This window comes from Sporosarcina sp. P13, from assembly GCF_002743055.1.
Lineage (GTDB): Bacteria > Bacillota > Bacilli > Bacillales_A > Planococcaceae > Sporosarcina.
The window spans coordinates 37,346-50,656 of record NZ_PDYM01000003.1 but is presented as its reverse complement, the minus strand read 5'-3'; the positions used below and the strand labels follow the sequence as shown (position 1 = coordinate 50,656).

The window sequence follows — 13,311 nt, the reverse complement described above, 5'->3', positions numbered from 1 at the left end:
CTATTAGTAACCTTACCAACTTAATTACGAGATGTACAATCATTCGAATCGAAATACAAAGTGTAGCGCCCCTTTCTAAAGCGTAAATACAGGAACACTCTCCAAGTAATTATTTTTATATTCACTCTTTCCACAACGTACGTGAATACAGTAACCCCGCCACACCAACGACGATAAATAGAACGGATCGAATGATGATGGAAATACTGTATAGATCTACAAGAAATAACTTGATGATACAAGCCCCTATGAGGACTACGCCAAGAACTTTGACCGCTCTCCATTGCATTTTGCTCCCGAACGTAATGGACAGAAACGCGAAGCCAAACAGCCAAAATGTATGGACGAGCAAAATCCACTCGGTTGACCAATTGTTCATCCAAACAAGCGCGAAATACCATTTATTCAGGAAGATGAAAGAAATAATTTGCATGCACACGGCAAGCGCACTCGTTTTTATCTTCATCGAGAGATAAAATCTGTTGGTCACAATCGATAAGAACAACAGCATCAAAAGCGCAACATAGACTAGCTGCACAGCGAAATTGAAATAAAATACATTCCCTATCGTGCTACCGCCTAAACTCGTACCTAGTAGGATAAAACAAGCTAGGAGAAACTCTATGATGACTGCGTGTGTGATAAAACGGCCATGTTGCCATTTCCGTAATGTGTAGAAAGCGCCTAGCACAATCGCAAGAATTCCCAACTGGATATGAAGCGAAGTTTGATAAGATCCATTCATGTCTTCTAGGAATAGCCTTACTATTTTAAATACATATACTAGAAAAATAATCTGACCGAACACTAACGATTGGTCTATATGGATAATGTCCTTAATAAACGATGGGCACCATCTATAGAACGAATAGTACAACGCGCACATAGTAACAAGTAGTACGAACCATACGAAATGTTCTATAGTCCACAAACTTGTAAATACTACTGCCGTAACAGTTGCATAGGCTGAAAACAGATAGACAATTCCACCTGTTATGATTGGTCGGATCGTTTGATAATATAGGCCAATCCACACGCCAATTGCCCCATTTAGTAGTAATAAAATTACTTTCACATACATTTCATCTGCTTGGAAAGCTAAGATAAATGCACACATTGCAAAAATGGCAACTGCAGATAATACACCGTGAAGTATTGATTTTTTACTAACAAATGCGATAACTGCAAGTGTAATATACAGTGCCGCAAACAAACCAAACAGGATAATTTCCTGCTCGTACTCTAAAAGTTTAATCCACCCTAACGCAAATACAAAGTTTGTATAGATCAAAGTTTCTGTAAATACTTGTCTTGTAATATAGCCTTTCAAATAGACTACGAGAAGTACAACATGTTGAATGAGCGCTGTTGCAACAATTACTTTCTCATTGACTTCAAATCCGCTAAGAACAACATAAGCAACTAACGTCAAATGGAATAATAAAAACGTCGCATAAAATGAGTACTTATGGTGATTCCGCAATGAAACGAAATATAACGAAGAGAATAACAATAATACATACAGACAAAATTGAATGTCAGTCGCGCCTTGCCCTTGCAATAAAAACGGCAGTAAAAATCCGGCAATCGCTGAGAAAATAGTCAGTGTTTCCGATGTTGTTTTCAATGATAAATATAAACCGCCTACTATAAAGCCAATTCCCACAATGAATGCGATGAAAAAGTTCAAATAGCCATACAAATAATGCGCTGCAAACGTAGTTAGAATCCCGAGTGCGATAAATCCACCTAGTAATGTCAGTCCGAAACCATTTTTCCCTAACTTTATATAGCGCATACCGAGGATATAGAGTGCCGCTGAAGCAATATAACCTAATACAATTCGAGCTACACCTGTAATAAGACCATACTCCATGCCTACTTTTAATCCCCAAAGAACACCTAATAGTAAAATGAACATGAACACACGCGGTAACCAAACACGCAGTAGCTTCTCAAAATCTACTTCTTTTTTCTCTTTTGGCGGCGGGACTGCTTGTTCAGTCATCCATCTTTCGCCATCTAAATCAGAAGAAGGTTTTTCATACTTTTTCTCTTTATGGACTATATGCTGACTCGCCTTACCCCGTGCCTTCCCTTCCTTTAACTGATCTAATTCTTGCCTGAGAAAATGCACTTCCGATTCCAAGTCCGATATCCGCTGTAAAATTTCATTGCTGTCATCCATTGACTTCCCTCCTTCTTCCCTGTTTTATTCGAATGAAAGTCTTATAGTACCTACGCTTTTGTTGACAGAAAAGTTTCATTACTCCATGAAAAGAATCACCATCCAACACGACTCCTGCGTTAGATGGTGATTCGTTATACTTGTTCGATTGTTACAGTACAACCTGTCTCATCATACTTTCCATAAGCTGCATGATACGTTGGTCCAACACCTGCCTTGAACATTAGCGAGTGACGAATAGCTGCTGTTATAAATTTCTTCGCTTCTATTACCGCGTCTTGCACAGTATGTCCTTTTGCTAGTCCTGCTGTAATGGCTGCCGAATAACTACAACCTGCTCCATTCGTATTGATTGTGTTAATACGAGGCGCTTTAAGTAAATAAAATTGCTTCCCATCATATAATACATCGATTGCTGGACCTTCCAAACGCCCACCTTTAACTAGCACAAATTTAGGTCCTAATTCAATTAGACGACGAGCAGCTTCTTTCAAATCATCCACTGAATTTAATTCCATCCCATCAAGTAAATAAGACGCTTCTGGCATATTAGGCGTAATAATTGTTGCCAACGGAATCAAATCATTTTTCATCGCGTCCATTGCATCTTCTTTTAATAAAGCTGAACCCATTTTACCGATCATTACCGGATCCACTACGATATTCTGAATTGTCGTTTGCTTAATCCAATCTGAAACATGCTCAATGATGTCTTTTGTAAACAACATGCCTGTCTTTAATGCATCGACACCAATATCATCTTCAATCGTTACGAGTTGTGCTTCAATCGCGTCCCAAGATTGAGGAAAAATGCCTTGTCCTGTTCTAGGATTTCTTGCAACTATTGCAGTGACTGCTGTTGTACCGAACACATCAAACTCTTGGAATGTTTTTAAATCTGCCTGAATACCTGCCCCGCCACGTGCAGCAGAACCAGCAATTGTTAATGCGCGTTGTATATTCATCTTCACGTCTCCTTATTCTATGTACGTAATTCATTCATCAGTAGGAACTGCGTCATTGTAAAGAATAACGTGAGGTTGCTGAAAGAGTCAAATTGATGATTTGTTAAAAATCCAATGTGTTAACTTCCGTTTACACCATATACGATATATCTGAAGCGGCAGTCGGATAGGCAAACGGCATTTTCTTCAAATCATCTACTGGAATTTGAAAACGAATCGCTAATGCAAAATAATTGATCAAATCTTCCGCGACTCCACCTAGTAAATGAGCACCTAGTACAACGCCATCATCTTGATCAATAATCACTTTGAAAGCCGCCGCACCTTCATTTGTTAGTTGATGAGTAAACCATTCCGTCGTATTTTGAGCTTTTACATAAATTTTCTTTCCAGATTCCTTAGCCTGTTTCTCGCTCATCCCTACTGAAGCAAGTTTTGGTACGGTATAGACTACCGAAGGCACAATTGGATAATCCGCTGTTTTATAATTACCCTTCAATAGATTAGATGCCACTACATGAGATTCTGTCGTCGCGATTGGCGTCAATGGAGGGGCATTGGTAGATGCTGCATCTCCAGCAGCATAGACATGCGGATTGCTAATACTTTGCATATATTCATTTACTCGCACACCTTGCTTATTACGTCCTACATTGCCCTTTTCTAAATCCATATCAAGTACCGGAGCCCGTCCAGCCCCATGGATGACCAAATCAGCTTGCAAATCGACCACTCTATCCTCCTGTTCAGCATGTACAATATAGGCGTCTCCACATTTCTCGATACTATTAACAGCAACTTCTAAATGAATGTGAATACCTAACTTTCTTGAATAGTTAATGAGCGACTTGACTAAATCAGGATCAAAATGCTTAAGCGCACGTTCACTTCGATGCAAAATATGCACTTCAGCACCGGCACGAGCTGCAATATGGGCGAATTCAAATGAGATTAATCCACCACCTACAAAGACAATTTTTTTCGGTAATATATCCAACTCGAGAAAATCATCACTCTTCCGCAGATGTTCTTCCCCTTCGATTCCCATCTTCACAGGCTCTGCACCCGATGCGATTAAAATAAACTTGCCTTTAAGCACATCGTTACAAACTCTCAATTCGGTTTCGCTTTGGAAAAGAGCTTTTCCATGATATAGATCAATTCCCACTTTTCCAAACTTCTCTTCGGTATCTTCAGGAATGGATTGTGTGAATGTCCGTTTGAACGCCATTAATTCTGGCCAATCAATCTTACTATCTTCCACAATTCCTTTTCCGTGCATTCTCTTATTCCAATCAATCAATTCTGCAGCTTTTACCAATACTTTCTTTGGATCACAGCCACGTTGTGAACAAGTCCCGCCATATGGACGATCATCAATAATCGCGACACGCCAACCAGCCTTTTTACATTTCATAGCTGTAATAGAACCCGCATTGCCTGTACCGATGACTAGCAAATCGTACTCTTTCATACTATAGATTCTCCTCCTTCACTATGTATACATACTCAATTCTCTATTCTGTAATGATATACCCTTTATTCTCATTCTTTACACTTGTATAGATTGCAAAATGTAGGCACTTCATCGATTTTCAGCATACTGTATAGTAAATGCTCAAAAACATCATAGAGGAAAGGTTTGATTGAACTGATTTCCAAAGTTGCTCGTTTTGCTGCTGATGCAAATAAACATCCGTTTTTCATTAAGGATGAACAGAATTTCATCAATATTATTAGCGTACAGCAAGTTAATACATTAGATAATCTGTCGATGCTCGATATTTTCCTAGGTAAAGATAGCATCATTGAACCGCATTATCATCCGAATGGATCGGAGCTGACGTATTGCGTGTCAGGTTCTGCAACAATTTCTATGATGAATTTAGATACAAAGAAGTTTCAACATTATAAGATTACTCCGGGTCAAGTGGTGAATATTCCACAAGGTTGGTGGCATTATCAAATCGCCCATACCGATGATACGCATTTGCAAGGGATTTTCAATGTAGGTAGTCCTGAGGTTGTGCTTAGCTCGGAAGTTTTGACGCAAACTCCAGCAGATGTTTTTGCGTATAGTTATGGACTTAATGAAGAGCTATGGAAAGCAGTGACCAATGATATTCCACCTTCTATGCTGATCGGTCCGCCGAAAGAATAAGTACATGGAAAAGCGACGGCGTAATTGCTGTCGCTCCGCACTTGATTCATTCCACTTGTCCTCCACCGAACGGACATGCCTTCTGAGATGTTGATTGCGCCTATGATATTCTTCTTGATAACTAAGACGTAAGCAAAAGAACTGATTAAATCGTTCTGGTTGTTCAAATGTCGGCGCTTCGATTCATCGCAAGTTCTGGCATTTCTTTATGAGGCGACGTTTATTGGATTAACAATCTTTATTCATGTAGTCTAAGGTGGTTCAGTATCGAATGCAGGAATAATCTTCATTCCAATATTGCTAGGTTCGGTCGTGAGAAGTGCAATCGTTTCTGTATCACCGACCACCATACTTACACCACCAAATGATCACCCCCACGATCTTTTGCAAGATATAGCTTACGATCCGCTTCTTTAATAGCATCATGTACTGTTGTATTTTCTACCCAATCAGCCAACCCGATCGATACCGTGACTGGAACTGTATGATTTTGAGTCACACGGAAAGCTGTGTTGCGAATACGTTCTTGAATATTCTCAAGTAACGTAATCGCTACCTCCCGTTCTGGTGCACATATATGCATCATGAACTCTTCTCCACCATACCGTGCAATGTTTACTTGATCCGTTTCAAATGATTTGAAAATCTGTGCCATTTGAATGAGCGCTTCATCACCTACCACATGACCATATCGATCATTTAGGCTTTTGAAATTATCAATATCAAACATCGCAATAAAATGCTTGACGTTCTTGCTATTCGATTTTGCTTTCACTTCCGTAAGACGTATACATTCTTGTCTATTCAACAACCCCGTCAGTTGATCATGTGTTGCAAGAAATACTAATCGTTCTTTCATTACAAGACGGTTATTTTCAATTTGAATCACTGTATAATAAATCAGTGTGGCAAGTAAAAATGAAGAATAACGCCAAAGTCCAATTTGCTTTAGTATTTCGAATCCATCATTAAGAATAAACATGAGAGGTATATCAGAAAGAGTCCAACAGACGGACACGATGACAAACCGATCCCAAAACCGTCCTTTTCTACCGATTATTTTTGCATAAAGTAATGCAAAAACTGTAGGTAACAGCATTCCATACACTACACCTGGAATCGCTCCGTCGCCTCCCATGGATAGTCGCCAAAGACAAGCTATTAAAAGCGTGGAAAGCGTAGTGCGCCAACCACAAAATATAGCTAGCATCATAAGGGGAATCAATCGTAAATCGAAACGATAATCGTCAAATACAATCGGTAAATAGAACATCGAAATAATTGTAATCGACATTAATAAAACAATACTTATTTGTAATAGTAGCTTGGAAAAACGTTCACGGTAGTTGATCAATGTCGTAACAGCTAAGTGGCTAATTAAAATCACTGCTAAATTAGATAAAATTGATTGAATCACTTAACATTGCTCCTTTTACGTTAGAGCCAAAAATATTTAGGATGGCGACTAGTTGCATGTATGTATCATTCGTTATTTCACATTACGGCATTCAATCGACAAGAATAATTTGGCATATAAAGATTCAATCTTTGTCACCTCAATGCCTGAATGCGTAATCATATTTAAGGTATCGCGATTTAATTGACAGCCATCACAAATCATTTCCCAGAAAGGATTCAAGAAATCTTGTGTCTTTCCTAATAGTCGTTGCTCCATCCGAACATGTTCGAAAAATAAAATTCGTGCATTTTCTTTTCCTACACGTTGAATTTCCTGTAAAGCTTTGAAAGGATCTGGAATCGTACAAAATACTAGTGTTGCGATTACAGTATCAAATGTATTATCCGCAAATGGCAAAGATTCTGCAGATGCTTCGTATACTATTATTCGTACAGATGCATTCTTTCCACGTCTTGTTGCTCGTTTACTCATATATGGATTCGGTTCAACCGCCACCACCTGATCAGCCTCTTGATAATAGGGGAAGTTAATACCCGTTCCAGAACCTATCTCTAATACATTCCCTTTAGCTGTTCGCACCAATTCAGTTCGCACTTTTTTAAACCGAGTCGCTTCAAGCGGCCTCATCGCTAGATCATATAGCTTTGGAAATAAACTGTTCATATCATTCACGCCTTCTTTTTTACTAGTATCCTATCTTACTTACTTCATTGAATGTTTACATGTTGCAATTTATGGTACGCTAGTTGTACTAATAAACAGGGGGAAACACATGCTCACAATACATAATGGTTGTGATAGATTACTAATTGTAATCCATGAAATTTACGGCATTAATCAATATATTACAGATATTTGTAACGAATTAGCTGCAGAGGGTTTTGATATTCTCTGTTCAAACTTGCTAGAACGAGAAGTTCCTTTTGAATATTCCGAAGAGAAAAAAGCCTATCATTACTTTATGGAAAATGTCGGATTTACCAAAGGAGTCAATCAAATAAAAAAGATTTTACGGTATAATCAAAAGAATTATTCGAGAATCTACATTTTAGGATTCAGTGTGGGTGCTACGATTGCCTGGTTATGTAGTGAAGAACCTGGCCTCGATGGCGTGGTTGGTTACTATGGTTCTAGAATTAGAGATTATACAGAATTAGAACCTGTTTGTCCTGTGCTCTTATTAGTATCCGCAACAGAAAAATCATTTACTGTTCCTAACCTAGTTACCACTTTGAAAAAGAAATCAATCAGCGTAAAAGTATATGATGCACATCACGGTTTCAGTGATTCCTACTCTTCTGTTTATAATGAAGAATTAGCTGAAGATGCCCGCAACACTACATTAAAATTCCTTTTAAATAATTAAACATACTTCTCAATCGCATCTTTCACGGTCGCCTCTTTAATATGATAATGCGTCGCTTGCCAAATCCCTTTTTTGTCTTTCAAGATCAATAACTGGGGTGTCTCATGTTTAACGCCTAAATCAGTTGCTATTGTCTCTGATAACGTTTTACTGAATTGCACAATTACCACAACTATCGGAAGGTCTGTTTGCAGTTTTAGCAATTCCTTTTTTGCAGTTATACTTGCTACACACGTCACGCTTAATTTTACTAATAGAAAAGGTTGTTCATCTGATTTTTCAAGCAGAGCTCTCCACTCATCTATCTTTTTAATACGTCTCATATATTTTCCCTCCTAATCTATAGAACATTCGTCAATACTCACTATTCTATAATGTCCGTTAGAGTATCGCTCACTTTTTGCTTGGCAAACAAATACCCCAAAAGTAGAATTCACTCTACTTTTGGGGTGTGTTAACTTATTTAATCAGACCTAATACTTCCATCATCTCTTTATTATTAATGGAAGCGTTTTCAATAACTTCTGAAAAATCTTTTGAATCCGCATACGCTGAGGTTAGTTGCTGATTCACCATAACTTCTTGTGTTTCAGGTTTTTCTAAAATTTCTTTAATCGCATCATGCAAAATTGATACAATTTCGTCTGGTGTGTCTTTTGGTGCAAGGAAACCAACATAATAACTCGCTACTGTTTCAAGTCCAACTTCAGTAGTTGTCGGAATATCTTTGTAAAAATCTGTAGCTCCTTTAGAAGCTGTATCGAACACTAATGGGCGAATATCCCCACCTGTTTCTGTATCTGGACTAAGAAGACCACCCATAATTTGACCTGACAAAATCGCATTTTTCACATCAGCTACACCTTCAAAAGGTACGTGCTTTGTCTTGACACCTAATTCATTACTAATCTTCTCCATAGAAATGTGGCCGCCACTACCTGTACCACCTGAAGCACCATACGTAAATTTACCTGGGTTTTCTTGTACAAAAGCTAACCAATCTTCATATGTTTTTAAAGGTGAATCATTTTTCACAGAAATAGCTGTTGTAATTTCATAAGCTTTAATAATAGGCTTGAAATCTGCAATTGTATACGCTGTTTTTCCGTAATGCGGTTGAATATCTAAACCTGAGCTTGTTGAGATCGCAATACTATAGCCATCTGGTTTGGATGTGGCCGCTTCCGTTAAGCCGAGTGTCGTTCCTGCACCTGGTTTATTAATAACGGCCACTTGTTGTTTATGTGGCAAGTAGTTTGGTAGTTCCTTCGCAATCATTCTCGCCATAACATCTGTGGATCCTCCAGGAGCAAATGGTACAATTAGTTCGATTGGCTTTTCTGGATAAGAAGGGGTGTTATCTTGCGATTCCGCTGCAACCTTAGTTCTGTCAGTTTCTGGTTGTGCCTGTTTATTCGAGCAACCTGCAATAATTACTAATAGTGCTGCCACAAAAACAAATACGATTTTTCTCATAAAATACATCTCCTTTTTCTTAAAAATTATACATCCACATTTAACCGACCGAATATTCCGACTACTGTTTGTAAAAAAGAAGGACGCATACCAGGCATCCTTCTATTCTTCACTGCATTTACCTACTATATTAAACAGTCACTATTTCCCGAGTGATATAGGTTTCCAAAAGATTTGCTAGTTTTTCCGGCTGTTCTAATGGAATTAAGTGACCCGCGTCTTCTATTTCTTTGACGATTGGATGTTGCAAATGCTCCACCATATTTTGTTGTCTTTCAAATGGTACGACCTGATCATTCGGACTTCCTACAATTAATACAGGATAGTCGATAGTCGATAGTAATTCTGCGCGATCTGGACGAGAAGCCGTTGCGCGTAAGTGTGCACGGTACCGATCAGCTCCGTACTCTTGCATCATCTGTTCACGAATCTCTGTAATATCTTGACGATCAACATGATCTGGATGAACGCCTTTAGATGCTGATGCACGAACCATTTCTTCATACTCTCCTGCTTCGACTCTTTGAATCGCAGCTTCTCGCACTTGCTTCATCTTGTCATTATCCGCATTCGCGACAGATGATACTAACGCAAGACTTTTCACACGCTCAGGTGCTTTATCTAAAATGGCCAGTGCAATATATCCACCAAATGAGTAGCCTAATAAATGAAAATCAGCTGGTAATTCTTTAAGCAACTGATCTGCAATGCTCTCCACATCTTCTAGCGCAGGTACATCCACTGCAACACTATTAATCGACGGACTTAGATGTTTTTTTACACCATCAAAAATTATTGTTGAGTTATTTAATCCTGGAATCATCACCAAGTTCTGTTTAGTTTCGTTCTGCATGTATTCTATCTCCTTCCACCCAAGTTGAATGTATACCATTTGAAATTCGCGCCGGTAAAATTACGCGTGCTACTGGTCCTGCTGAAATGTCTTTCGCGTCTAAGATTAAACATTCCGAACGATTTTCTATCATATCGGTAATGAAAGTTAGAACATAGCCATCATCTTCTTCAACTGCACCTACACGTTTGGCAACAACTGGCTCACTTCCATAGCGCTGATCGCCGTATTCAAAACGCATTGTGTCGCCATTCTTCATGTCATAGCGTTTTAATCCAACTTTCAACCAATCATCTTTATGGAACAATGTATTATAGCTGAAGCGGTAGTCATAGCCCATGTTTTCATTACTAACTACTGGGAACTCAGTCACTTCGTCGTCAATTAGTTCCTCAACTGTTTGTCCTGTTCGCATATTGAATTTCCAACGGTACATCTGTGTTTTCGCTTTATGCTTATTCAAATTCGATTTAATTTTCTCATAGGCATCGTTTCCTTGGACACCGATTGGTGGTTTCCCCGGTGTTGTTAATTGGATACAACCATCTTGAATGACCCAATCGCCCTCCTCGTAACAGTTTGCTAAGTGCAAAATGAAACATGGCTTTGCATTGAACCATTTAATTTGAGAATTGTCGCCGTGACGAGGAATAACACCAAAACGTGCTGGACGATCATTATAGAAACGAACACGTCGAATATCTTTCTTTAATAGATCTTCATCTAAAATAAATGGTAGGTCATGCAATATCGTATAATTCTTTGTAATTCCTAAATCATGTGGCCAACGAGGTCCTGGTAATTCTACTGGTACATAGTGAGCCAAGTTTCCGTTACGATCAAGAACTCCATAATTCAAGTATGGATGTTGCTCGCCATAATTGAAGAACATTAACTCGCCCGTGTGGACATCCACTTTATAGTGTGAAGCGATTCCACGGGGTAAGATTTTTTGGTTAATCTCCGCATCGACACCTAATGTTTCCAATGTAAGTGGGTCTAAGCGCCAAGGTTCACTACCTTGAGACATCGTAGCAAGTAATTTACCTGCATGCGCAATAACATCTGTACCTGCATTATCCTTCATCTTCCCGATACTTCCCCATCCACGTGCAGTTGCTAGATGAGGTTCAAGCATACCTGGCCATAAGGATTTACCTGCTGCTTTTTCAGCTAAATAACCTACTGTTTGAACGAAACGGTTACGATATTCTGCTTTACCATCTTCAAAATGAATCGCATGTAACATGCCGTCACCATCGAACGGATGGTAGATACCTAGTGGCTCATGCACTTGGTTATGTGTGTTACGAATATATATTCCGTGCAGATCTTTTGGAATTTCACCAATTACTTGCATCGTATCTGTAGTCGCTGTATATTCCGTATCCATTGGCGCAAAGAACCCTTGTAAATACGGGTGATCAGTATCCTTAGCCACAGTAACATTAATCTTGTCATGAACTTCTAACATTCTACAACACTCCTTAATTTTATAGTTTTATAGGTTATTTCATGAAACGCTGATTTCTTCTATACTTTCAGTAAGCTCGATAATGAACTTCGCTGTCGTTTTACGTTTAACTTCTTCTATCGTGACACCTTCAGCCAGTTCACTAAGAATTAACTGTTGTTCCTTCACGCGAAATGTAGCCAATTCAGTAATAATTAAATCTACAGATCGCTGGGATGTTAATGGATAATGTGCATGTTCTACGATTTTTGGAAGACCGTCTTTCGTCGTGTGAGTAGTTGCAATAATAACTCTACCTACACCCTCTACTAAATCCATCGCGCCTCCAACACCGAGAACGTTTTTTCCAGGTACACTCCAGTTTGCGATGCGACCTTTTTCGTCTACTTCTAATGCACCAATAACGGCAACATCAACGTGACCGCCACGGATCATGGCAAAGGAATCTGCACTGTCAAAAAAGGAAGCACCTTCATTAATCCCAACAGGAATCTTTCCTGCATTGACGAGATCAAAATCTGGTTCTTGTTCTTCTGGGACAGGGGCTACACCGAGAATCCCATTTTCTGAATGTATATAGATCGATGAATCATCGTGTAAATAGTCTGTTACTAGCGTTGGGATACCTATTCCAAGATTTACTATTTCACCTTCATTCAAATGTTTAGCAACAGTTGAGGCAATGATTTGTTTTACATTCATTATGCCCCCTCCTTTCTATGAAGGACGACATAGTTGACGTATAGATGAGGCGTTACAATCTCGTCAGGCGTTAGCTGTCCAACTTCAACAATTTCTTCTACTTCCGCAATAACAACTTTTGCAGCGGTTGCCATCGGAGGATTAAAGTTTCTAGCAGACTTTCGATAAATTAAATTACCTAATGTGTCGCATTTATATGCTTTAATGATTGCGACATCTGCTTTCAATGCTTCTTGGAACACGTACTTTGAATCCCCGATGACGCGCATTTCTTTTTCTTCGCTCAGCAGAGTATCTACACTAGCTTTTATATAAATCGCGCCAACCCCTGCCCCGCCTGCACGTATGGCTTCAGCCATCGTTCCTTGTGGCAAAAGCTCCACTTCTAGCTCACCAGCTTGACTCGCCTTTACAGCGTCAATATTAGAAGTGAAAAATGAGCCGATTGCTTTTTTAATCTTCTTTTGGACAAGTAATTTGCCAAGTCCTTTACCAGGTTCCCCAAGATTATTACTAATCACTGTTAACTCTTTTACCGGTGAGTCTCCTAACATTTCGATTAACGTTAAGGGAGCACCTGTTAGACCAAACCCACCAACCATCACGGTATGACCATTTTGAATTAACGGAATGACTTGTTCCTTGGTTATTAGTTTTTTCATCGTCTTGCCTCCAAATAGAAAAACCCAGCATAAGATGATTACGA

The 13,311-nt window shown here is 39.0% G+C and carries 13 protein-coding genes; 2 read left to right on the top strand and 11 right to left on the bottom strand.

The window, feature by feature from the left end; all coding sequences use genetic code 11:
• Nucleotides 1-121 precede the first annotated feature (121 nt).
• The 3 genes from CSV79_RS02610 to CSV79_RS02600 form a co-directional block, all read right to left on the bottom strand.
• Nucleotides 122-2,188, bottom strand: coding sequence for a DUF2339 domain-containing protein (locus tag CSV79_RS02610; protein ID WP_099687488.1), 2,067 nt, complete (start codon nucleotides 2,186-2,188; stop codon nucleotides 122-124).
• 134 nt (nucleotides 2,189-2,322) lie between these two features.
• Nucleotides 2,323-3,153, bottom strand: coding sequence for a bifunctional hydroxymethylpyrimidine kinase/phosphomethylpyrimidine kinase (gene thiD, locus CSV79_RS02605; RefSeq protein ID WP_099687487.1), 831 nt, complete (start codon nucleotides 3,151-3,153; stop codon nucleotides 2,323-2,325).
• Between the two features lie 130 nt (nucleotides 3,154-3,283).
• On the bottom strand, nucleotides 3,284-4,627 hold the full coding sequence (locus tag CSV79_RS02600; protein ID WP_099687486.1) for a dihydrolipoyl dehydrogenase family protein: 1,344 nt from the start codon (nucleotides 4,625-4,627) through the stop codon (nucleotides 3,284-3,286).
• Nucleotides 4,628-4,795: 168 nt separating this feature from the next.
• On the opposite strand from CSV79_RS02600, the gene CSV79_RS02595 reads away from it, so the two are divergent.
• Nucleotides 4,796-5,314: a cupin domain-containing protein gene (locus CSV79_RS02595; RefSeq protein ID WP_099687485.1), complete on the top strand. Its 519-nt coding sequence runs from the start codon at nucleotides 4,796-4,798 to the stop codon at nucleotides 5,312-5,314.
• A 352-nt stretch (nucleotides 5,315-5,666) separates the two neighbouring features.
• Here CSV79_RS02595 and CSV79_RS02590 read toward each other — a convergent pair whose 3' ends face one another.
• Both CSV79_RS02590 and CSV79_RS02585 read right to left on the bottom strand, forming a co-directional pair.
• A complete protein-coding gene (locus tag CSV79_RS02590; RefSeq protein ID WP_099687484.1) occupies nucleotides 5,667-6,731 on the bottom strand; it encodes a GGDEF domain-containing protein in 1,065 nt (354 codons plus the stop codon).
• Between the two features lie 72 nt (nucleotides 6,732-6,803).
• Nucleotides 6,804-7,397 carry a class I SAM-dependent methyltransferase gene (locus CSV79_RS02585; RefSeq protein WP_099687483.1) on the bottom strand — a complete coding sequence of 198 codons (594 nt, stop codon included), beginning with the start codon at nucleotides 7,395-7,397 and terminating at the stop codon, nucleotides 6,804-6,806.
• Nucleotides 7,398-7,506: 109 nt separating this feature from the next.
• On the opposite strand from CSV79_RS02585, the gene CSV79_RS02580 reads away from it, so the two are divergent.
• The gene (locus tag CSV79_RS02580) at nucleotides 7,507-8,100 is read left to right on the top strand and encodes a dienelactone hydrolase family protein (RefSeq protein WP_099687482.1); all 594 of its coding nucleotides are present in this window, start codon (nucleotides 7,507-7,509) and stop codon (nucleotides 8,098-8,100) included.
• On the opposite strand, the gene ytxJ is transcribed toward CSV79_RS02580, so the two are convergent.
• The 6 genes from ytxJ to CSV79_RS02550 form a co-directional block, all read right to left on the bottom strand.
• The gene (ytxJ, locus tag CSV79_RS02575) at nucleotides 8,097-8,423 is read right to left on the bottom strand and encodes a bacillithiol system redox-active protein YtxJ (protein ID WP_099687481.1); all 327 of its coding nucleotides are present in this window, start codon (nucleotides 8,421-8,423) and stop codon (nucleotides 8,097-8,099) included. The genes CSV79_RS02580 and ytxJ overlap by 4 nt on opposite strands.
• A 136-nt stretch (nucleotides 8,424-8,559) precedes the next feature.
• A complete protein-coding gene (locus CSV79_RS02570) occupies nucleotides 8,560-9,576 on the bottom strand; it encodes a tripartite tricarboxylate transporter substrate binding protein (RefSeq protein WP_158232453.1) in 1,017 nt (338 codons plus the stop codon).
• A gap of 130 nt (nucleotides 9,577-9,706) precedes the next feature.
• Nucleotides 9,707-10,429: an alpha/beta fold hydrolase gene (locus tag CSV79_RS02565; RefSeq protein ID WP_158232452.1), complete on the bottom strand. Its 723-nt coding sequence runs from the start codon at nucleotides 10,427-10,429 to the stop codon at nucleotides 9,707-9,709.
• Entirely contained in the window at nucleotides 10,413-11,903 is a 1,491-nt protein-coding gene (locus CSV79_RS02560; protein WP_099687479.1) for a carotenoid oxygenase family protein, read from the bottom strand. Before CSV79_RS02560 ends, CSV79_RS02565 begins: the two co-directional genes overlap by 17 nt.
• Before the next feature lie 39 nt (nucleotides 11,904-11,942).
• Entirely contained in the window at nucleotides 11,943-12,605 is a 663-nt protein-coding gene (locus tag CSV79_RS02555) for a 3-oxoacid CoA-transferase subunit B (protein WP_099687478.1), read from the bottom strand.
• Nucleotides 12,605-13,267, bottom strand: coding sequence for a CoA transferase subunit A (locus CSV79_RS02550; protein ID WP_099687477.1), 663 nt, complete (start codon nucleotides 13,265-13,267; stop codon nucleotides 12,605-12,607). Before CSV79_RS02550 ends, CSV79_RS02555 begins: the two co-directional genes overlap by 1 nt.
• Between the last annotated feature and the right edge of the window lie 44 nt (nucleotides 13,268-13,311).

Coding starts and splice junctions, on each gene's coding strand:
- CSV79_RS02610 (WP_099687488.1), bottom strand. CDS start 2,188: ATGGATGACAGCAATGAAATTTTACAGCGGATATCGGACTTGGAATCG.
- thiD (WP_099687487.1), bottom strand. CDS start 3,153: ATGAATATACAACGCGCATTAACAATTGCTGGTTCTGCTGCACGTGGC.
- CSV79_RS02600 (WP_099687486.1), bottom strand. CDS start 4,627: ATGAAAGAGTACGATTTGCTAGTCATCGGTACAGGCAATGCGGGTTCT.
- CSV79_RS02585 (WP_099687483.1), bottom strand. CDS start 7,397: ATGAACAGTTTATTTCCAAAGCTATATGATCTAGCGATGAGGCCGCTT.
- CSV79_RS02580 (WP_099687482.1), top strand. CDS start 7,507: ATGCTCACAATACATAATGGTTGTGATAGATTACTAATTGTAATCCAT.
- ytxJ (WP_099687481.1), bottom strand. CDS start 8,423: ATGAGACGTATTAAAAAGATAGATGAGTGGAGAGCTCTGCTTGAAAAA.
- CSV79_RS02570 (WP_158232453.1), bottom strand. CDS start 9,576: ATGAGAAAAATCGTATTTGTTTTTGTGGCAGCACTATTAGTAATTATT.
- CSV79_RS02565 (WP_158232452.1), bottom strand. CDS start 10,429: ATGCAGAACGAAACTAAACAGAACTTGGTGATGATTCCAGGATTAAAT.
- CSV79_RS02560 (WP_099687479.1), bottom strand. CDS start 11,903: ATGTTAGAAGTTCATGACAAGATTAATGTTACTGTGGCTAAGGATACT.
- CSV79_RS02555 (WP_099687478.1), bottom strand. CDS start 12,605: ATGAATGTAAAACAAATCATTGCCTCAACTGTTGCTAAACATTTGAAT.
- CSV79_RS02550 (WP_099687477.1), bottom strand. CDS start 13,267: ATGAAAAAACTAATAACCAAGGAACAAGTCATTCCGTTAATTCAAAAT.